15 protein-coding genes are annotated in these 20,736 nt (G+C 74.2%); 4 read left to right on the top strand and 11 right to left on the bottom strand.

What is annotated here, in order from left to right:
- Positions 1-120 precede the first annotated feature (120 nt).
- Together DDJ31_RS15465 and DDJ31_RS15460 are read left to right on the top strand one after the other, a co-directional pair.
- Positions 121-747, top strand: a complete 627-nt coding sequence (locus DDJ31_RS15465; protein WP_127179706.1) for a TetR/AcrR family transcriptional regulator — start codon at positions 121-123, stop codon at positions 745-747.
- Between the two features lie 173 nt (positions 748-920).
- The gene (locus DDJ31_RS15460) at positions 921-1,565 is read left to right on the top strand and encodes a response regulator transcription factor (protein ID WP_127179707.1); all 645 of its coding nucleotides are present in this window, start codon (positions 921-923) and stop codon (positions 1,563-1,565) included.
- An 8-nt stretch (positions 1,566-1,573) separates the two neighbouring features.
- Here DDJ31_RS15460 and galE read toward each other — a convergent pair whose 3' ends face one another.
- Both galE and DDJ31_RS15450 read right to left on the bottom strand, forming a co-directional pair.
- The gene (galE, locus tag DDJ31_RS15455) at positions 1,574-2,557 is read right to left on the bottom strand and encodes a UDP-glucose 4-epimerase GalE (RefSeq protein WP_127179708.1); all 984 of its coding nucleotides are present in this window, start codon (positions 2,555-2,557) and stop codon (positions 1,574-1,576) included.
- A gap of 29 nt (positions 2,558-2,586) precedes the next feature.
- The gene (locus tag DDJ31_RS15450; protein ID WP_240678427.1) at positions 2,587-3,786 is read right to left on the bottom strand and encodes a glycosyltransferase 87 family protein; all 1,200 of its coding nucleotides are present in this window, start codon (positions 3,784-3,786) and stop codon (positions 2,587-2,589) included.
- Between the two features lie 281 nt (positions 3,787-4,067).
- On the opposite strand from DDJ31_RS15450, the gene DDJ31_RS39160 reads away from it, so the two are divergent.
- Entirely contained in the window at positions 4,068-5,942 is a 1,875-nt protein-coding gene (locus tag DDJ31_RS39160; protein ID WP_346656283.1) for a glycosyltransferase family 39 protein, read from the top strand.
- On the opposite strand, the gene DDJ31_RS15440 is transcribed toward DDJ31_RS39160, so the two are convergent.
- Positions 5,875-6,363, bottom strand: a complete 489-nt coding sequence (locus DDJ31_RS15440; RefSeq protein ID WP_127179710.1) for a MarR family winged helix-turn-helix transcriptional regulator — start codon at positions 6,361-6,363, stop codon at positions 5,875-5,877. The two genes, DDJ31_RS39160 and DDJ31_RS15440, sit on opposite strands and share 68 nt — an antisense overlap.
- Positions 6,364-6,484: 121 nt before the next feature.
- Between DDJ31_RS15440 and DDJ31_RS15435 the strand changes: the two genes are divergently transcribed.
- Positions 6,485-6,898, top strand: a complete 414-nt coding sequence (locus DDJ31_RS15435) for an organic hydroperoxide resistance protein (RefSeq protein ID WP_127179711.1) — start codon at positions 6,485-6,487, stop codon at positions 6,896-6,898.
- On the opposite strand, the gene DDJ31_RS39155 is transcribed toward DDJ31_RS15435, so the two are convergent.
- The 8 genes from DDJ31_RS39155 to DDJ31_RS15390 all read right to left on the bottom strand — a co-directional run bounded on the left by DDJ31_RS39155 (position 6,888) and on the right by DDJ31_RS15390 (position 20,698).
- On the bottom strand, positions 6,888-8,588 hold the full coding sequence (locus DDJ31_RS39155; protein ID WP_240678197.1) for a hypothetical protein: 1,701 nt from the start codon (positions 8,586-8,588) through the stop codon (positions 6,888-6,890). The genes DDJ31_RS15435 and DDJ31_RS39155 overlap by 11 nt on opposite strands.
- Positions 8,589-8,687: 99 nt before the next feature.
- Positions 8,688-9,965 carry a hypothetical protein gene (locus DDJ31_RS15420; RefSeq protein WP_127179712.1) on the bottom strand — a complete coding sequence of 426 codons (1,278 nt, stop codon included), beginning with the start codon at positions 9,963-9,965 and terminating at the stop codon, positions 8,688-8,690.
- Entirely contained in the window at positions 9,962-12,250 is a 2,289-nt protein-coding gene (locus DDJ31_RS15415; protein WP_127179713.1) for a bifunctional glycosyltransferase/CDP-glycerol:glycerophosphate glycerophosphotransferase, read from the bottom strand. Before DDJ31_RS15415 ends, DDJ31_RS15420 begins: the two co-directional genes overlap by 4 nt.
- A gap of 7 nt (positions 12,251-12,257) precedes the next feature.
- Positions 12,258-14,465 (bottom strand): bifunctional glycosyltransferase family 2 protein/CDP-glycerol:glycerophosphate glycerophosphotransferase, encoded by a 2,208-nt coding sequence (locus DDJ31_RS15410; protein ID WP_127179714.1) that lies wholly within the window; start codon positions 14,463-14,465, stop codon positions 12,258-12,260.
- Positions 14,466-14,656: 191 nt separating this feature from the next.
- Positions 14,657-16,918, bottom strand: coding sequence for a bifunctional glycosyltransferase/CDP-glycerol:glycerophosphate glycerophosphotransferase (locus tag DDJ31_RS15405; RefSeq protein WP_127179715.1), 2,262 nt, complete (start codon positions 16,916-16,918; stop codon positions 14,657-14,659).
- A 170-nt stretch (positions 16,919-17,088) separates the two neighbouring features.
- The gene (locus DDJ31_RS15400; RefSeq protein ID WP_127179716.1) at positions 17,089-17,970 is read right to left on the bottom strand and encodes a carbohydrate ABC transporter permease; all 882 of its coding nucleotides are present in this window, start codon (positions 17,968-17,970) and stop codon (positions 17,089-17,091) included.
- Positions 17,967-19,316: a carbohydrate ABC transporter permease gene (locus DDJ31_RS15395; RefSeq protein ID WP_127179717.1), complete on the bottom strand. Its 1,350-nt coding sequence runs from the start codon at positions 19,314-19,316 to the stop codon at positions 17,967-17,969. The genes DDJ31_RS15400 and DDJ31_RS15395 overlap by 4 nt, the downstream gene beginning before the upstream one ends.
- Positions 19,316-20,698 carry an ABC transporter substrate-binding protein gene (locus DDJ31_RS15390; RefSeq protein ID WP_127179718.1) on the bottom strand — a complete coding sequence of 461 codons (1,383 nt, stop codon included), beginning with the start codon at positions 20,696-20,698 and terminating at the stop codon, positions 19,316-19,318. Before DDJ31_RS15390 ends, DDJ31_RS15395 begins: the two co-directional genes overlap by 1 nt.
- Between the last annotated feature and the right edge of the window lie 38 nt (positions 20,699-20,736).

Raw genomic sequence — 20,736 nt, 5'->3', positions numbered from 1 at the left:
CCTTACGCTTCTCTTCACGTTTTCTTACGTCGGGACGGGACCGTATCGTCGCAACGTGAGAGTAGGCCGCATCGACGTCGCAACGCAACCGTTTCGTCGTAACGCCCTATGCTGGTCGGCATGACGACGAACGCCGACGAGCCCCAGACGCGTCCGCGGCGCCGCGCCCCCGCCGGGGCGGCCGTGCTCCGTGAGGACGTGACGGAGGCCATCAGGGCCGCCGTCTTCGAGGAACTCGCGGCCGTCGGCTACGCGCGGATGTCGATCGAGGGCATCGCCCGGCGGGCCGGGGTCGGCAAGACCGCGGTGTACCGGCGGTGGCGCTCCAAGCTGCACCTGGTGCTCGACCTGGTGTCGGCCGTCGCCGTGCAGGGCCTGCCCGCCCCCGACACCGGCTCCCTCGAGGGCGACCTGCGGCTGCTGTACGAGGTGACGTCCCGCGCCCTGCGCCACCCGGTGGCCTCGCAGATCATCCCCGACCTCCAGGCCGAGGCCGCCCGCAACCCGGAGATCGCCGAGGCGATGCGGAAGGCGCTGCGGGAGGGCCAGGACGGCGTCGCCAGCGCGATCATGGGCGCGGCGGCCGAGCGCGGCGAGGTCGGCCGGGACATCGACCAGGACCTCGCCCTCGACCTGATCTCGGGGCCGCTGTACTGGCGCGCCGTCGTCATCCGCAGCCCCAAGCTCCCCAAGGCGTACCTGCCCGCGCTGGCCCGCGCCACCGCCGCGGCGCTGAAGGCGCTGTGAGCCGCGCGCGGGACGGGTGGTCCGGGTGAGGTGCGCGAGGCGCATGAGGGAGCAGCGGCTGACGGCGGCCGTCGCGGACGCGGACGCGAGGCGCCCTGAGACGCCGCGGGCGCGGTCGGTAGGCTGCCCGCTGAGCGTCGCCGCACGGTGACCCGAGCCGAGGCGGAACTGCCGTGAGAGTCGTGATCGCCGAGGACAACGCCCTGCTCCGGGAGGGCCTCGTCCTGCTGCTGACGTCCGCGGGGCACGAGGTGGTGGCGGTCGCAGGCACCGGGCCCGAGGTGCTGCCCGCCCTGCTCGACCACCGCCCGGACGCGGCCGTCCTCGACGTCCGGATGCCGCCGGGATTCCGCGACGAGGGGCTGCGCGCGGCGATCGAGGCGCGCGAGCTGATCCCCGGGCTGCCGGTGCTGGTGCTCTCCCAGTACGTCGAGGAGTCGTACGCCGGTGAACTGCTCGCCGGGGGCGCGGGCGGGCTCGGCTACCTCCTCAAGGACCGGGTCGGGCGGGTCGACGAGTTCCTCGACGCGCTGGAGCGGGTCGCGGCCGGGGGCACCGCCCTCGACCCCGAGGTCGTCACCGAACTCCTCACCCGCCGCAAGGACTCGCCGCTGGACGCGCTGACCCCGCGGGAGCGCGAGGTGCTCGGGCTGATGGCCGAGGGCCACGACAACGCGACGATCGCGCGGACGCTCGTCGTCACCGAACGCGCCGTGCACAAGCACATCGGCAACGTGTTCCTGAAGCTCGGCCTGCCGCAGAGCGACAGCGGCCACCGCCGGGTGCTGGCCGTGCTGGCGTACCTCAACAACCAGTAGGCGCGGGGCTAGGGACGGGCGGCGGCCTCCGGGTGCAGGCGCAGCCAGCCCTCCCACGCCGACCTGATCATGTCCTGGACGTCGTGCCGCGGTTTCCACGGGAGTTCGGTCAGCGCCCGGTCGGCCGACGCCACCACGCGCGCCGGGTCGCCGGGGCGGCGCGGGGCGGTCACCGGGGCGAGGTCGTGGCCGGTGACGGCGGTGACGCGGTCGATCATCTCGCGCACCGAGACCCCCTCGCCCCGGCCGATGTTGAGGGTCAGGTCGCGGCCGGGGCGGGAGCGCAGCACCTGCGCCGCCGCGACATGGGCCTCGGCCAGGTCGGCGACGTGGATGTAGTCGCGGACGCAGGTGCCGTCGGGGGTGTCGTAGTCGGCGCCGAAGACGCGCGGCGGGGCGTGCTCGGTGAGCCTCTCGAAGACCATCGGGATCAGGTTGGAGACACCGGGGTCGGCGAGGTCGGGGGAGGCCGCGCCCGCCACGTTGAAGTAGCGCAGGGACGCCGTGGCCAGGCCCGTCGCCCGGCCGGTGGCGCGCACCAGCCACTCGCCGGCCAGCTTGGTCTCGCCGTAGGGCGACATCGGCAGGCACGGGGTGTCCTCCGTCACCAGTTCGACGTCCGGCATGCCGTAGACGGCCGCGGACGACGAGAACACGAACGACGCGACGTCCGCCGCCGTCACCGCGTCCAGCAGGACCCGCAGCCCCTCGACGTTCTCCCGGTAGTAGCGCAGCGGCCGCGCCACCGACTCACCGGCCTGCTTCTTCGCCGCCAGGTGCACGACGCCGGTGACCTCGTGGTCGGCCAGCGCCCGCGCGATCCGTTCGCCGTCCAGCGTGGAGCCGGTGACCAGCGGCACCCCGTCGGGCACCCGGGCGGCGCTGCCGGTCGACAGGTCGTCGTACACCACGGTCTGCTCGCCCGCCGCGGCCAGCGCGCGGACGACGTGCGCCCCGATGTAACCGGCGCCGCCGGTGATCAGCCAGGTCATGTGCGGCCGTCCCCTCGTCGGTTGGCCTCTCAGTGAAGCAGGCGCGGGCCGGACGCGGGGGCGGGAACGACGGCCCCGCGCACGCCCCGGGGCGCGGGAGGCGCGGTGTCGAGCCGGGTCGCCCGCCACACCCGTGTGCAGGACCGGACGGCCGCCGCCGTGAGCAGCCCGTTGCGGACGACCATCAGGGCGCACCCGGTCCAGGTGCAGGCCGTCACCTGGTCGTACAGGACCGGGTAGACGACGGCGCTGACCGCGGCGGCGGCCAGCACCAGCACGGCCACCGGGCGCTGCGCGGTGTGCCGTGAGGTCAGGCAGACGGCGGCCAGGCCCAGCAGCCAGATCAGGTACTGCGGGCTGATCACCCGGCTGGTCACGGTGAACAGCAGGACGGCGCTGAGCGCGGCGTCGGCGGGCGTCGCCGGGGTGCGGTGCCCGGCCCGCAGCCGCCACAGCAGCATCAGCGCGAGGGCGAGCCCGGTGAGCAGCAGGGAGAGCCGCGCGACCGTGCCCACGTACGGGCCGGTGAACTCCATCGCCCCGTACCGGTAGCGCACCGTGCCGGGCCACCCCGCGTGGGTCGCGAGACCGAGCACGGTGCCGCCCAGCGACTCGATCTGCACACCCCGGCCGCCCTGTTGGCGCAGGAACGCGAGCGGGTGCGCGAACAGGGCGGCCAGCACCGCGAGGGCGGTCGCGCCGGTGGCCGCGGCCCAGGTCCACGCCGACCGGGTGTCCCGCCCCCGCGCCACACCGAGCAGCACCAGCACCGGCCACACCTTCACCAGGGCGCCGAGCGCCGCGAACGCGCCGTACGCGCGCGGGGAGCGCGTCGCCGTCAACAGGGCGATGACGGCGAGCGCGGTGACCTGCACGTCGTAGCGGGCGAGCGGGAGATGCAGGAGGAGCGGCAGCCCGCAGGTCCAGTAGGCGGCGCCGCGCAGCGAGCGGCCGGGGCGGGTGCCCGCGCGGGCCAGCGCCGCCGTGACGGCCGCGTCGGCGGCGAGCGTGAGGACGACGAACGCCTGGAAGTACGTCAGGCCCGGCAGCAGCGCGGGCGCCAGCAGGACCGGGCCGGCGCCCGGCGGGTACTGCCACAGCGGGTCGTGCGCGGGGAAGGCACCGTGCGCGAGGACGCCGTACCAGTGGTGGTAGAGCCGCCACACCTCCCGCCCGACCCCGCCCCACCCCAGCGCGGGCCGCCCGGCGACGACGAGCAGCCACAGCATCGCCGCCCGGCCGGCCACCCAGAGAGCGGCGAGGACGGCGAGCCGGTGCGGTCCGAGGACTCGGCGCAGGGTGTGCGACACGGTCGTGGCGAGGGTGGTGAGGGCGCGCAGGGCGGGCGTGAAGGGGGCGGTGACGGCGCGCAGGGCGCGGGCGAGAGGGGTCGTGACGGCTTTGGGGGCGGCGTTCATCACGGCGGATCGTAAGCCGGGCGAATGCCTCGGGCGTGCCGATACGCCGTCAATCTTCGGTAAGAGCGCGCCGACAGCAGAGACTCGGGGGCGTGGACAGCGAGAGCCGGTGGGCGCGGGCGACGGCCGTGGGCCTCCCCGCCGCCGTCATGTCCGCGATCGGGGCGTGCGGTCTCGACCGGGGCGGCATGTGGCGCGACGAGGGCGTCACCTTCCAGGTCGCGCGGCGCACGGTCCCGCAGATCTGGCGGCTGCTGCACGGCGTGGACGCGGTGCACGGCCTGTACTACCTGCTGATGCACGCCGTGCTCGCCGTCCGCGCGGACGAGATCGCGCTGCGGCTGCCCTCGGTGTGCGGGGCCGCGGCTGCGGCCGGCCTGGTCGGCGCGCTCGGCGCCCGGCTCGCGGGCGCGTGGGCCGGCTGCGCGGCGGGCCTGCTGTACGCCGCGACCCCGATGGTCGGCTACTACGCGCAGGAGGGCCGCTCGTACGCGCTGGTCTCGGCGGGGGTGCTGGCGGCGACGCTGCTGCTGGTGCGCGCGGTCGACGGGGACGGGCCCTGGTGGGCGTACGCGGCGGTGCTCGCCGTCAGCTGTCTGCTGCACGAACTGGCGGCGCTCGCGGTGTGCGCGCACGCCGTCTCACTGGCGTGCGCGCGGGTGCGACGGGGAGTGTGGGGGCGTTGGGCGTGCGCCGTCGGCGCGGTCGGGATCGTCACGCTCCCTCTGGCGCTGGTCTCCCGGGCCCAGGCGGACCAGGTGGCGTGGTTGCGCACCCCGGGGTGGGGGAGCGCGGAGCGGCTGCTGCGGGCGTTCGTGCCGGTGCCGACCGGGGTGGTGTTCTGGGCGTGCGTGGCGCTGGCGCTCCTCGGGGCGTGCGCGGGCCCGCGCGCACTGACCGGCGTCGCGCTCCCGCTCGTCCTCACGCCCCCGGCGCTGCTGATCGCCGTCTCGCGGCTGCGGCCGATGTACGACGACCGGTACGTGCTGTACGCGCTCGCGGGGCTGCCGCTGCTGACGGCGGGAGGTCTCGCGACGCTCGCCGGGGCGGTGACGCACGCCCTGCGACGACGGGCCCGCCCGGCGGCGGGGCGCGCCCTCCCGCTGCGGGCCCGCCCGGCCCCGGCCCCTCGGACCCGACCCGACCGCGCGCCCGACGACCGGGCCCGCCGGCGCGTCCGCCCGCGGACCTGGGCAGAGCCTCTGACCGGCGCCTTCACCTTCCTCGGGAGCTGGGCCGACCGCAGGGCCCGCCCCGGCACCCGTGCCGACCGCCCAGCCGGTTCCCTCACCTTCCCCGGCACCCGTGCCGATCGCCCAGCCGATTCCCTCACCTTCCTCGGGACATGGGCCGACCGCCGAGCCGACGCCCGTGCCCCCGCGCTCGCCGGTGTCGTCGCTCTCGGTCTCGTCGTCGTCCCCGTTCTCCTGCTCGTCGGGTACGCCCTCGTCCCGCACCGGGCCGGGCGGGCCGCCGCTCAGCGTCCCGACGATCTCGCCGCCCTCTCCTGGGCGGCCGCCCGTCAACTGCGGCCGGGTGAGCCGGTGTTGTTCCTGCCCGCGATCGGGCGGCGGTCGGCGCTCGCCTACCCGGCGGGGTTCGCGGCGGCCCGGGACGTGGCGTTGCGGGAGTCGGGGGCCCGGTCGGGGACGCTGTACGGGCGTGAGGTGGGCGCCGTCGAACTGCGGCGCAGGCTCGCCGGGGCGCACCGGCTCTGGGTCGTCGCCGAGCCGTACGCGCTGCGCCCCGGGCCGCTTCCGGCCGATCCCGTCGAGCGGGCCAAACTCGCCCTGCTGAGGCGCGAGTTCAGCCCGGCGGGGCGGGGTCAGGCCCCGGTGCGCGGTGGGGCGAGCCTGCGTCTGTACGTCCGCCGCGAGCCGGCGGCGCGCGGTCCCGCGGTCACGGCCGCTGGTCCGCCGGGTCCGCCGGTCCGGCCTGCCGGGCCGCCGCGTCCAGGGCCGTCGTGAGGTCGTCGAGGCGGGTGCGCAGGGCGCGGATCTCGTCGACGTCGAAGCCGGTCGCGGCGGCGATCCGGCGGGGCACCTCGAGGGCGCGTTCGCGCAGGGCCGTGCCGTCCTCGGTGGGGCGCACCCGCACCGAGCGTTCGTCGCGGGCGCTGCGCTCGCGGCGGACGAGTCCCGCCGTCTCCAGGCGCTTGAGCAGCGGGGAGAGGGTGCCGGAGTCGAGGCGCAGCCGGGCGCCCAGCTCCTTGACCGGCAGCTCGCCGTCCTCCCACAGCACCAGCATCACCAGGTACTGGGGATAGGTGAGTCCGAGGTCCTTGAGGAGCACCCGGTAGAGGCCGCCGAAGGCGCGCGACGCGGCGTTCAGGGAGAAGCAGATCTGCTGGTCGAGGCGGAGCCAGTCGGCGGTGGGCGGCGTGGTCATGACGCCAGGATAGCTGCCGGTGAGCGATTTGGTTGTGCACAATTTAATTGTGTGCTCTACTTCTCCTGTGAGGCGGCACCGCCAGGGGCCGCCGGCTCCGACTTGAGAGGGATGGTTCTCCATGGACGCGCTCTACACCGCCGTCGCCACCGCCACCCACGGCCGTGACGGTCGTGCCGTCTCCTCCGACGGCAAGATCGACCTCCAGCTGGCGCCGCCGGTCGAGATGGGCGGCAGCGGCCAGGGCACCAACCCCGAGCAGCTGTTCGCCGCCGGTTACGCCGCCTGCTTCGGCAGCGCCCTCGGCCTCGTCGGCCGGCAGGCCAAGGTCGACGTCACCGACGCGGCCGTGACCGCTGAGGTCGGCATCGGCAAGCAGGGCGAGGGCTTCGGCCTCAAGGTCACCCTCCGCGTCGAGCTGCCGGACACCGTGGACGAGGCCACCGGCCGCAAGCTGGTCGAGACCGCCCACCAGGTCTGCCCCTACTCCAACGCCACCCGCGGCAACATCGAGGTCGACCTCGTCATCGAGTAGTCGCCCGCTCGTACGGCCCGACCCGCGCCAGCACCTCACCGGTCCGCCGGCTCCACGCCACCACCACCGCCTCCTCGGGCACCGTGTGCCAGCGCGTCAGCAGCAGCCAGCGCACGTGGTAGCGGCGTACGACGGCGGCCCGCCGGGCGCGGGTCGAGTCCTGGGCGAGGTAGGCGCGGACGTCGGCGACCCGCCGCAGCCGCTCCCGCTCGTCGAGGGAGGCGTCGGGCCAGGCCGGCGCGGCGAGGTCGGCGCCGTACCCGGCGAGCGCGTGCACGGAGTAGTAGCCGTCGGCGATCACCGTCTCGCCCGGCTTGATGTGCCGCGCGGCCCAGCCGTACGTCGGCCAGCGCGGCGGCTGCTCGAACCCCACCGGGTCGAGGGAGCGCGGCACCACGGCCCCGGCCTGCACGGTCAGGAACCCGGCGCACGCGCCCGCCGCCGCGAGCCACCCGAGCACCCTGCGCCTGGCCGGCCAGGGGCGCGGCGCGGCCAGCTCCACGGCCAGCGCGAACTGCGCGGGCACCAGCGTGAGCCCCAGGATCCGCCCGTAGGTGTAGTGGCCGCTGGCCCAGCCGTAGGCGACGACCAGACAGTCCAGCAGGAACAGCAGCACCAGCGGATCCCTGACCCAGGCCCAGATCCGCGCGGGCCCGATCCGCGCGACCCGGCCCCGCCCCGGTGGGAGACGCCCTGATCCGGCCTCGCGGGGCCGGACCTGTCCCCGGTCGCCCCCCGCCCGGTCCGCGCGGGCGGTGCGGCGGGCCCGCAGCCACAGGGCCGGCAGGCCGAGCGCCGCCAGCCAGAAGTGGCCGCCGAGCCCGTCGTAGAGCCGCCGGTGCATGGCGTCCACGCTGGGGTCGCCCGCCAGCGCGAACACGTCGAAGTACGGCCACGCCGCCGCGACCAGCAGCGCCACCGTGCCGGTCAGCGCCCAGCGGCCCAGCACCTCGGGGCTCCAGCCGCGCTGCCAGCCCGCGACGAACGCCACCGCGCCCAGCACCGCCGCGACCGACGTGATCGGGTGGACCAGCAGGATCAGCCCGTACAGCGCGCCGAGCCCGGCGTACCCGGCCAGGTTCGGCAGTCCGCTCGGGCCGACGTAGCGCACCCGGCCGGTGTTGCGGGCCCGCGCCCCGGTCAGCGCCCACGCCCAGAACGCCAGGCCGATCGCGAACGTGGACGGGTAGCCGAGGTTGCCGGTCATCGACATCAGGCCGAGGTACCCGCTCCACCAGGCCCGTTCGGTGCCCCACAGCAGCGTCATCGCGGCCAGCGCGAGGACCGGCGCCCACGGGCGGGGCGTCAGCGCCCGCACCAGCCGGCCGAGCCCGGTCAGCAGGACCACCAGGTTCAGCGGGCCCGCGAGCCGCAGCACCTCCCAGCCGGCCAGCCCGGTCAGCCGGGCGAGGACGCCTTGCGCGAGCGCGTACGGCGAGTAGTAAGGGCTGCCCGCGCCCGGCAGGTCGGCCATCGGGTGGCGCGGGTCGAGGAGGGACGCCTTGAGGCGTTCGACGACGGCCGCGTGCTGGCCGGCGTCGCAGCACAGCGGCACCCTCCAGTACGCCAGCGACATCACCAGCCAGAACAGGAAGCCGAAGACCTGGTACGGCGTCGGACGCCAGATCCGGCCGCCGCGCAGCGCCGTCGCGCCACGCGTGGGCCGCCGGACGGTGAGACCGGCGCTCACGGGGTCGAAAGGGGTGCTCGGAGCATTTGTCGTATGTTCCCGAGCACGTCAACGGCATGGCAGTAGATCACCTTGTCGGGTGAACACTCAGGCTGCCTTTCACCTCATCGAGTGAGCCGCCCGTTCTCCGTGGCCCTGCTCCGGGACCCGCACCCGGGTCCGCACCATCGGTTCGAGGAGCAACGGCACCCCGATCACCGGCAGCAGCCACGCCAGCACGATCAGCCGGTCGCCCCAGATGCCGATGTCCGGGTGCGCGGCCTGGGTGAGCACGCCGGTGAAGGCGCCCGCCAGCAGGAACGCCCCGAACGCGGGCCGCCGCACGGCACCCCACGCGCCGGCCGCGAGCGTCGCGACGAACACCGGCTCCCACGCCTGCCTGCGCAGCCACTCCACCCAGAAGTTCAGCTGGAGATGGAGGAACTCCGCCCACGGCCGGGGCCGGTCAGGACGCCCGAAGTGCCCGGTCAGCAGATCCTGGAGACTCTCCGACTCGGACGGATAGCCCAGCAGCCGCGCCAGCAGCAGCGTGCCGAGAGCCGCGCCGAGCCCGATCCCGGCCACCGCGAGCACCCCGCGCCCCGGCCCCCTGCCGCGCCGCCGGCGCGCCACCGCGACCGTGGTGCCCGCCGCCGCCAGGCAGAGGCCGAGGAACAGCGACTGCGAGTGCTTCACCGCGAACAGCGCCGGCAGCGCGCCGGCGACCAGCGCGCACCCCGCCCGCGTCCGGGTGCCGCGCAGCACCAGCGCGCAGCCCCACAGCGCGGCCAGGGTCAGCGTCAGCAGCAGCCCCTCGCTCATCGGGCGCATCGCGGTCGTCCCGCACGGCAGCAGACAGAACAGCGCCTGCCCGGTCAGCGCCAGCGGCACCGGCAGGTTCAGGGCGCGCAGGATCAGATAGGTGAGGACACCGCCCGCGACCGTCACGACGACCCCCGCCACCCACAGCCCCCAGGTCACCCCGAACAGGGTGAGGAACGGCACCAGGAACAGCGGGTACCCGGGCCGCGCCTCGAAGATCCGCTGGAAGCGGGGCGACGAGAACGGCACCGTGTACCCGCCGGTGTCCCCGGTCTCCAGCCGCCGCTCCACGCTGCCCCACTGGTCGGCCCGGCACTCGGCGCTCACCCGGGGCGCCGGATCGGGGGCGTGGAAGCGCACCACGTCCACCAACTGGTTGCGGTGCGCGATCGACCCCGCGCCCGCGCACACGTAGTCGACGGTGGCGGCGGTCGCCGTCCGCAGGTCGTCGCCGCGCAGCCGCAGCGCGTACGACAGGTAGTTCTTGGTGTCGGGGGTGTCCCGGCCGGTGACGTTCGCGAGCTGGAGCACGGCGAAGGCGGCGGCCAGGACCAGGACCCAGGTGCGCGGCCTCACGAGGAGGCGAGCAGGTCGTCGGGGGCGGAGTGCGGCGACGGCACCCGGGACGCCGAGGCCCCCTCTCCGTCGCCGCCCTCGCCGCTCGCGGTGCCCGTGTGGCCCGCGTCGCCCATGTCGCTCGCGTCGCTCTTGAGGTCCTCGCCCAGCAGCAGCGTCCGCACCACCCGCTCGGCCGCCCGCCCGTCGTCGAACCCGCCGAACCGGTCCCTGAACCGCGCCCGCAGCCGCGCCGACTCCTCGTCCCGCCAGCTCCCGGAGGCCAGCAGCCACGCCAACTCCCGGTAGGACCGCGCCACATGGCCCGGCGGCTCCGCGGTGACGTCGAAGTAGACGCCCCGGCTCGCGGTGTACGCGTCCCAGTCGTCGGCGTGCAGCACGATCGGCCGGTCGAGGAGGGCGTAGTCGAACATCAGGGCCGAGTAGTCGGTGACCAGCAGATCGGCGGCGAGCATCACGTCCTCGACGTGCGGCTCGTCGGTGGCGTCCACCAGGACGCCCCGCCGGTGCAGCTCGGACAGGCCGAGGCCGCGTGCCGGCCCGGTGGCGAGCGACGGGTGCAGCCGCACCAGCAGGGTGTGCCCGGGGCCCAGGTCCTCGGCGAACCTGGCCAGGTCGAGCCGCTCGACATGGCCGCCGCGCCGGTACTCGCGGCGGGTCGGCGCGTACAGCACCGCCGTGTGGCCGTCCGGGACGCCCAGCCGGGCGCGGGCCGCCGCGATCCGCTCGGGATCCGCGGCGACCAGGACGTCGTTGCGCGGGCTGCCGGTGCGGGCCGACGTGAAGTGGCAGGGGTAGGCCCGCTCCCAGACCAGCTCCGAGTGGAGGTTGGCGACCAGGCTGTGGTCCCAGCGGTCGGCGCGGCGCAGCATCTGCGGCACGTCCACCCCGAGCCGGGCGCCCGGCTTGGCCAGCAGGTCGGCCGCCATGTACTTGAGCGGGGTGCCCTGATGGGTGTGGATGTGCACGCTGCCGGGCCGTTTGACCAGCGTGCCCGGCCAGTTGACGTTGTTGACGAAGAAACCGGCCCGTGCGGTGACCCGCCGGTACTCCGGGGTGTCCAGGACGACCCGTTCGACGTCCGGCGGCAGCAGCGCCGCCGTCTCCTCGTCGCGCGCCACCCACACCCCGCGCAACCTCGGCGCGATCTCACGGGACTTGAGGTAGATCGCGCCCGGGTCGCCGAGCACGCCCCGGTGCGAGAACGCCGAGTACACCACCAGCTCCCGGTCGAGGGAGCGGCGGGCGGTGACCGCCGAGGCGGCGCGGGTCAGCCGGGCGGCCGCCGCCCGGCGCGGCCGCTGGGAGCGGCGGCGCAGCTCCCGCACCCCGCGGTCGGCCCGCATCCGGGCCGCGTACAGCGGGTAACTCCCCTGGAGCACCCGCAGTTCGGGCGGGACGACCGCACCGGCCGGGCGGCGGGCGCGGAACATCTCGGCGGTGCGGCGGAAGAACTCGGCCTTGTCGGCGGGCGGCAGCCGGTCCGGCTTGGAGAGGATGTCGAGACAGTGCTCGCCCATCTTGGCGTGCAGATACGGCAGCCAACTCGCGAGCTGGGGGCGGGAGTCGACGAAGTCGAAGACCCGGGCGTACTGGTCGTGGATGTCGAAGTGCTTGCGGCTCGTGGTGGACAGGATGTTGCCCTGGCGGCGCTGGCGGTAGTCGAGGCAGATCCGGTCCAGGGTCGCGATCCGTTCCGCGCTGAGCAGCACCGGGAACGTCCACGGGGTGTCCTCGTAGTAGCCGGGCGGGAAGGCGAAGCCGTGCCCGGTCACGAACTCCCGCCGGTACACCTTGTTCCACACCACCATCAACAGGTCGAGGATCTCCGGGCGTTCGGCGACCGTGAAGGTGGCACCCGCGGCGTCGGCGAGGACCTGCGCGAGGACGTTGCGGCGGGTGCCGCCCCACCAGTAGGTGCGCGCGTAGTCGAAGACCAGCACGTCGGGGTCGCCGGTCTCGTCGAGCCGGTCGGCCATCGCGCGCAGCGCGCCGGGGGTGAGGGTGTCGTCGCTGTCGAGGAAGAACAGGAAGTCGCCGCGGGCGTGCGGCATCCCGGCGTTGCGGGCCCGGCCGAGGCCGACGTTCTCCGGCAGGTGCAGCACGCGCAGCCGCGGATCGAGGGCGGCGTACTCGTCGAGGATGGCGCCGCAGCCGTCGGGGGAGCAGTCGTCGACGGCGATGACCTCGATGTCCCGGTACGACTGGCGCAGGACCGAGTCGAGGCACTCGCGCAGAAAGCCCTGCACCTTGAAGACGGGCAGGATGATGCTGAAGCGGGGCACTGCGGGGTCAGCTCCTTACAAGGGTGGCGGCGGGGGCCGGGACGCGCTCGGCGAGCGGGGTGATCGGTGGGATCGCCTCGGGCGGCTCGCCGAGCAGGACCCGGCGCACGACCCGTTCGGCGGCCCGCCCGTCGTCGAACTGGCAGAACCTGGACCGGAATCCGGCCCGCGCCGCCGCCGCGTCCCGGCCCGCCCAGGAGCCGTCGCGGAAGACGCGGGCCAGCTCCTCGGGGGTGCGGGCGACCGGCCCTGGCGGCGCGGCCAGCAGGTCGAAGTAGACGCCCCTGGTCTCCTGGTAGACCTCCCAGTCGTCGGCGTACACGACGATCGGCCGGTCCAGGTTGGCGTAGTCGAACATGATCGACGAGTAGTCGGTGATCAGCGCGTCGGCGGCCAGGCACACGTCCTCGGAGGAGCGGTGCGCGGTGACGTCGATGACCCGGCCGGTGGAGCGGGCGGCGCCCAGGTCGTAGAAGTAGTGGGCGCGCAGCAGCACGACCACGTCCTCACCGGCCGCCCGGCAGAACGCCTCCAGGTCGAGGCCCGGCTCGAAGCCGGTGTGGTGGTCGCGGTGGGTCGGCGCGTACAGCACCGCCGTCTTCCCCTCGGGCACGCCGAGTTCGCGGCGGACGCGGGCCACGTCGTCGGCGGTCGCCGTGTAGTAGACGTCGTTGCGCGGGTAGCCGTACTCCAGGTGCTGCCAGGAGCCGGGGAAGGCGCGTTCCCAGACCTCGCTCGAGTGCCGGTTGGAGGAGAGGTTGTAGTCCCAGCGGTCCACCCGGCCGAGCAGCTTGGTGAAGCTGCCGGTGGCGGCGGCCACCACCGGGTACGTCGACTGGTCGACGCCCATCCTCTTCAGCGGCGTCCCGTGCTGCGTCTGCACGTGCACGCTGCCGGGCCGTTTGACGACGCCTTCCGCGAAGTTGGCGTTGTTCACCAGGTACTTGGCGCGGGCCAGCACCTCCCAGGCGCGGTGCGAGCCGATCACCGCGTACTCCACGCCGGGCGGCATCGAGGCCACCGCCTCCGGCTCCACCAGGAACACCGACCGCATGTCCGGGGCGAGTTCGGCGGCCTTGGCGTGGATCGCGGCCGGGTTGCACGCGTAACCGCGGCCCCAGTAGGCGCAGTACACGGCGAGCCGCTCGTCCAGCGGGCGGCGCAGCGCGCGGGCGTACCGCAGCCGGGTGCGCAGTCCGCGCGGGCGCGGCAGCCGCTCCAGGGTGCCGGACACGGCGCGGTTGGCGCCGCGCAGCGCCCTGAACGCCGCGTAGGAGCCGGTCGCGAGCAGCCTGTGCTGGACGCCGACGCTGCCGCCCGGGGTGCGGTACCCGGCGGGGCGGTGGGCGCGGTACAGGGCGCTGGCCCGGCGGAAGAAGGCCCGCCGCCGTGGGCCGAGCCGCCGCGGGTGGGCGGCCGTCTTCAGCACCAGCGCGAGCACCTGCTCGAACAGCGGGCCCGACCGCGCGGCCGGAAGCCCGAGTTCGGCCGCTCTGGTCAGCAACAGCTGGGCCTGGTCGAGGAGTTCGAAGTGGGGGGCGTCGGGGAGGCTGAGCCGGCCGCCCTGCCTGCGCACCAGGTGCCTGACCAGGACCGCGCGCAGCACCGCCGCCCGCGCCGCCGACAGCATGACCAGAGCGCCGAACGAGACGTCCGTGAAGTGGCCCTCGGCGAAGCCGAGTCCGTGCTCGGTGAGGAAGGCGCGGCGGTAGGCGGCGCTCCACGCCGGGAGCTGCACGCCGGTCAGCCGCGGCACCTCGGCGGGGGCGAAGGCGCCCTTCGGGGTCCTCGGCAGCAGCAGCGCGGCCGGGTTGCCCGCCTCGCCCTCCCACCACGGGGTCCGCTCGTGCTCGAAGTGCAGGACGTCCACGTCGCCGCCGTCCGCGGTCTCGCGCAGCCGCGCGTCCAGGGCCGCGAGCGCGCCGGGCACCAGGGTGTCGTCGCCGTCGAGGAACAGCAGATAGGCGCCGGTCGCCGCCCGCGTCCCGGTGTTGCGCGCCCCGGCGAGACCGGCGGTCGGGGGCGAGTGCACCGGGGTCACCCGGGAGTCCCGCGCGGCGTACCCGGCGACGGCCTCGGCGGCCGGCGCGTCGGGCGCGTCGCAGACCGGGATCAGCTCGAAGTCGCCGAAGGACTGCGCGAGGACCGAGTCGAGCGCCGTCGGCAGCCGGCCGGCCACCCCGTGGGACGGGACGATGATGCTGAAGCGGGGCATTCTGCTCTTTCTCTCGAATTCTGTCGAAGGACCCGGCTCTCAGGGGCCCTTCGCCGCCGGAGGGTGCGCGGCAGCCGTCAGCCGGCCCGCGCCCGCCCCGGTCTGCCGCCGGGGCGCCGGACCGGCGGGCGGCTCGGGGTCGGCCGCGACGGACGTGAGGGCATCTGGACTCCCTTGGACGACAACGGCGTTCAGTGGCGTTCGGGCACGGCCGGCACGCCGGTCGGGGCCGGCACGGTGGCCTGCGGCCGGTGCGCGCGGTCCGCCGCGGCCGACGGCACCGGACGGCGCTCGGCCTGCGGCACCACCGGCGGGAGCGCCGACTCGCCGAGGACGACCCGGCGCACCACCCGCTCGGCGGCCCGCCCGTCGTCGTACGGGCAGAACCGCTCGCGGAACGCGGCCCGCAGCCGGCCGGAGCGCGCGTCGCGCCACTGCCCGGAGGTGAAGAGGTCGATCAGGTCGTCCTCGCTGCGGGCGAGCGCTCCCGGCGGGCAGGACCGCAGGTCGACGTAGGTGCCGCGGGCCGCCTCGAACGCCTCCTCGTCCTCGGTGTGCAGCACGATCGGACGGTCGAGGGCCGCGTAGTCGACCATCAGCGACGCGTAGTCGGTGACCAGCGCGTCCGACGCGAGACAGAGGTCCGACACCCGGGAGTGGCCGCTCACGTCGATGACCCGGGGCCCGGCCGGGCCGAGCTGACCGCCGAGCCCCGCGGGGGCGAGGACCAGCAGCGTGAAGCGCGGCCCGAGCCGCAGCGCGACCCGCTCCAGGTCGAGCGGCGGGCACTGGGTGCGCCGGTAGTCGCGGTGGGCCGGCGCGTACAGGATCGCGACCGAGTCCTTGGGGACGCCGAGCGAGGCCCGCAGCAGCGCCACGTCCGCCGACGTCGCGTGCTGGAACACGTCGTTGCGCGGGCTGCCGTACTCCAGGGTGGTGTACCCGCCGGGGTGGACCCGCTCCCAGACCAGGGTGGAGTGCCGGTTGCCCGACACCAGGTAGTCCCAGCGGTCGACGTCCGCGAGGAGCGCCCCGAAGTCCGTGCCACGGCCCGCCGCGGGGCGTTCCTGGAGGTCGAGGCCCGTGTGGGTGAGCGGGGTGCCGCGCCGGGTCTGCACCAGGACCTGGCCGCGCCGCTTGACCAGCCGGGCGTCGAAGTGGCCGTTGCCGACCAGGTACCGGGCGCGGGCCAGCGCCGTCCAGTAGGCGGCGCCGCCGGGCGCCACCCGGGCGGTGGCCGGCGGGACCGTGTGGTGGTGCTCGGGGCGGGCCACCCACGTCGTGCGGATGTGCGGGGCGTGGCCGCGGAACGCCTCCTCAAGGGCCCCGGGGTGACAGCCGTGGCCGTGCCCGCCGTCGGCCAGGAACACGGCCCGGTCGGCGCGCACCGGCAGCAGGCGCTGCACCCGGTAGTGCAGCCGCAGCGCCGAAGTACGCAGCGCACGCGACGACTTGACGCCCGCCGCGCGCAGTCGCCGGAACACCCGGGCCGCCTGCTGGAGGGTCCGGAAGGTGCGGTGCAGGCCGTGCCTGACCAGCGCGTGCCGCAACCGCGGGTACAGCGACAGGCGGACCCCGGGGACCCGGTAACGGCGGTAGTGGGTACGGGCCTTGCGCAGGAACTCGGCGCGCGCCGCACGCGGCAGCCGGTCCCTGCGGGTGTACACGGTGAGCAGGTGGTCGACCATCCGCTGGAACAACACCGGCCGCCAGGAGGCCAGTTCGGGACGGGTCTCGACGAACGCGAAGACCCGGTCGTACTGGTCGAAGACATCGAAGTGGGCCCGGTCGACGGTGCCCAGGATGTTGCCCGCCCGGCGCTGCCGGTAGTGCACGCACACCCGGTCGAGGGTCGCCACCGACTCCGCCGTCATCAGGACCGGGTAGGTCCACGGGGTGTCCTCGTAGAGGCCGGGCGGGAAGGTGAACCGCTCCCGCCGCACGAACTCCCGCCGGTACGCCTTGTTCCACGCCACCATCAGCAGCCGCAGCAGCCCCGGCCGGTCCGCCAGCCGGAACGGCGCGGGACCCGCCTCGGTGAGCTGCGCCGCCGCCTTGTTGCGGACGGTCTCGCCCGACCAGTACAGCCGCGCGTAGTCGTAGACCAGCACATCGGGATCGCCGGTCGCCTTCAGCCGGTCGGCGATGGCGCGCAGCGCGTGCGGGGCGAGCGTGTCGTCGCCGTCGAGGAAGATCAGGTAGTCGCCGCTCGCCTGCGCCATGCCCGCGTTGCGGGCCCGGCCGAGCCCCTGGTTCTCGGTGAGGCGCACCGCCCGCACCCGCGCGTCGCGCGCCGCGAACTCCTCGATGACCGCGCCGCCGCCGTCGGGGGAGCAGTCGTCGACCGCGATGACCTCCAGGTCGCGGTACGACTGCGACAGCACGGAGTCCAGGCACGCGTGCAGATATGCCTGGACCTTGTACGCGGGGACGATGACACTGAACCTGGGCAAGGCACATCCATGGGTCGGCGCGGACGACAGGTCCGGTCGTCGACCGGACCTTGCCCGGGAACGGCCAAAGGAGTGACTTGGTTACGCCCCGTACGGCATACGGGGGACCAGGAGCCGGAGCGCGGGGCGTCACGCCGGCGCCCCGCCCCCCGATCGCGCTGGTGCGGCGGCTACTTGACGGCGCCCGCCATCACGCCCGACACGAACTGCCGCTGGAACGCGAAGAACACGGCCAGCGGCACCACCATCGAGAGGAACGCGCCGGGCGCCAGGATCTCGATGTTGCTGCCGAACTGCCGTACCTGCTGCTGGAGCGCGACCGTCAGCGGCTGCGACCCGGAGTCCGAGAACACCAGCGCCACCAGCATGTCGTTCCACACCCACAGGAACTGGAAGATGCCGAGCGAGGCCAGCGCCGGAGCGGCGAGCGGCAGGACGACGGTGAGGAACAGCCGGACCTCACCCGCCCCGTCGAGCCGCGCGGCCTCCAGGAGTTCACGCGGGATCTCCGCGAAGAAGTTCCGCAACAGGAAGATCGCGAACGGCAGTCCGAAGCCGACGTGGAAGAGGACCACGCCGATGATGTCGCCGAAGATCCCGATCTTCCCGAACAGGTCGGAGAGCGGGATCAGCGCCACCTGCACCGGCACCACGAGCAACGCGACCACCAGCAGGAACCACCAGTCGCGGCCCCGGAACTCCATCCACGCGAAGGCGTATCCGGCCATCGCCCCGAACACCACCACCAGCAGCGTCGCGGGCACCGTGATCCACACCGTGTTGAACAGGGCGTGCGTGACCGCGTCCTTCTCCAGCAGCGACTCGTAGCTCCTGGCGGTGAGTTGGCCCGGCGCGGTGAACACCTTCCACCAGCCGGACGTCGCGATGTCCGTCGGATCACGGAACGACGACACCAGCAGCCCGAAGGTCGGCACCAGCCAGAACACGGCGACCAGGACCAGGAAGACCCGCAGCGCCCCGCCCGCCGCCCCGCCCGCCACCCGGGACGCGAGGGAACGCCGGGCCCGTACGGTCGTGCCGAGTGCGGTCACAGCCGGCGCTCCCTTCGCAGACGGCGGATGTTGACGTACATCACCGGCAGCACGAGCACCAGCAGGATCACGCCGATCGCGCTGCCCACACCGTAGTTGCCGCCACCGCCGAACGACGACAGGAACAGCTGGAGCGCCAGCACGTTCGCGTCGTCCTGGCTCGGCTGCGGCGCGATGATGTACACGAGGTCGAACACCTTCATCACATTGATCATCAGGGTGACCAGGACGACCATCAGGACCGGCGCGAGCAGCGGCACGGTGACCCGGCGGAACACCTGCCACTCGTTCGCCCCGTCCACCCGGGCCGCCTCCAGCAGATTCCGGTCGACACCCGCGAGCCCGGCCGCGATCAGCACCATCGCGAACCCCGCCCACATCCACACATAGCTGCCGATGATCGCCGGGGTGACCAGCGTCGGACCCAGCCAGTCGATGCCGTTGTACGGCGCCGCGAAGTTCGCACCGGGCAGCCGCAGCCTGGCGCCGTCCGCCGCCGCGGGCAGCGTGAAGGTGCCGTCCGCCGCGGTGGTCGCCGAGGCGACCGTCCGGCCGTCTCGCACCGCCTCCACCGTGACGCCCTTCAGCGCCTTCTCACCCGGGTCGACCCGCCCCTTGGTGCCGCCGCCGCCCCGCCTGAAGTCCAGCCAGACCGTGCCGGTGACCCCGGGACCCGCCGCCGCCCGAGCGTCCCGCGGACTCCCGGGCAGCCGGTCGGGCGCGATGCCCACCAGCGGCAGCAGCGCCGGGGTGCCCGCCCGCACCGGGCCCGCCGTCGTGAACGACCCGCCGCCCGACGCCCGCAGATCGCTCGCCGCCACGTTCGGCCGGGCGTTCGGATACACCGACGACGACACGAACGTGTCGTGGATCGACTTGGCGACCGCGTTCGCCGCGCCCTGGCTCGGGTCCTGCTCGTACACCAGCCGGAAGATGATCCCCGCGGCCAGCATCGAGATCGCCATCGGCATGAAGACGATCAGCTTGAACGCCGTTCCCCAGCGCACCCGTTCGGTCAGCACCGCGAAGACCAGACCGAGCGCGGTGACCACCGCGGGCGCCACCGCCATCCAGATCGCGGTGTTGCGGACGGCGGTCAGGGTCGACCGGTCGCTGAAGACGTCGACGTAGTTGCCGAGCCCCACGAACCCCGAGCCGTCGGCGTCGTAGAGGCTGCGCCAGAGCGAGTACCCGATCGGGTAGACCACGAGCGCGCCGAGCAGCACCAGCGCGGGCAGCAGGAACAGCACCGCCCACCGCCGCCGCGTCCCGGTCACACTCCCGCGCGGGTGCGCGGCGGGCGCCGGCGGCAGGCCGGCACCCTCCGGGTGCGCCACCGACGCCATCAGCCGGAGCCGTACGCCTTGGCCGCGTCGGCCTCCAGCTTCTTCTGCGTGCCCGCCACGTCCTTCGGGTCGCGCAGGAAGTCCTGGAGGTCCTTCCACTCGCCGATGCCCTGCGTGCCGCCGAACGCCGCCGGAGCCTGGTCGGACATGTCGAAGCGGAAGGCGTCCCCGGCCGACACCAGCGCCTTCGCGATGGTCCTGGTCACCTCGTCCTTGTAGGTGCCCGGGTCCATCGCCTTGTTCGGCGAGATGAACCCGCCCTGCGCCGCCCAGATCTGGGCCGCGTCCGTCGACGCCAGGAACGTCAGCAGCGCCTGCGCGCCCTCGCCGCCCTTCAGCGCCACCGCGACGTCACCGCCGCTGACCACGGGCGAGCGCGCCCCGACCGCGGGGAACGGGAACACCTTGGCGTCCGTGCCCAGCTTCGCCTTGGTGTCGGCGTTGATGTTCGCCGTCACGAAGTCGCCCTCGTAGACCATCGCGGCCGGCGCGGCACCGGAGAACACCTGGGTCACCGACTTCGGGAACTCCGTGTTCAGCGCGCCCTTCCGGCCGCCCGCGAGCAGATCGTCCTTGCCCCACAGCTGCGCCAGCGTGGTCAGCGCGACGGTGACCGACGGGTCCGTCCACTTGATCGTGTGCGCGGCCAGCCGGTCGTACTTCTCCGGGCCCGCCTGCGACAGATAGACGTTCTCGAACCAGTCGGTGAGCGTCCAGCCGTCCGCGCCGCCGACCGACACGGCGGGCGAACCGGAGTCCGACAGAGTCTGCGCTGTGCTCAGGAAGTCCTTCCAGGTCGCCGGCGGCCCGCTGATCCCCGCCGCCTCGAACGCCTTGGCGTTGTACCAGATCAGCGACTTGTTCGCGGCCTTCGCGTAGACGCCGTACCGCTTGCCCTTCCACGAGCCGAGCTGCTGCCAGCCCTTCGAGAAGTTCTTCGTCAACTGCGCCTGCGCGTCTGCCCCGAGCGGCTTCAGCCAGCCCTTCTCCGCGAACTGGTGCAACACCCCCACCTGCGGCAGGAACGCGACGTCCGGTGGCTTGCCGCCCTCGATCCTCGTACCGAGGAACGTCGAGGTGTTGTTGCCGGTCGGCACGAAGTCGACCTTGGCGCCGGTGCGCCGGGTGAACTCGTCCAGCACCTTGGTGAAGTTGTCCTGCTCGGGTCCCGTCCAGACCGCCGCGACCTCCAGCGTCCGCCCCTTCAGGTTCGGCAGCTCGACGCTGCCCTTGGCACCGGTCGAGCCCGAACTCCCGCCCGGCCCCGGGCTGTTCCCGTCGTCGCTGCCGCCGCAGCCCCCGAGGGCGACGGCCGCCGCCAGGACGACGGCGGTGGCGGCGGCTGTCCTGTGTGTCCGGATCTTGCTGCCCGTACTGCGCATGTATGCCCCGTTCTTCGAGCCTTCGACGAACGTTCGAG

The organism is Streptomyces griseoviridis, assembly GCF_005222485.1.
Taxonomy (GTDB): Bacteria; Actinomycetota; Actinomycetes; order Streptomycetales; family Streptomycetaceae; genus Streptomyces; species Streptomyces hintoniae.
Note: the sequence above shows the minus strand (reverse complement) of the source record. Positions and strands in the feature narration are given on the sequence as shown.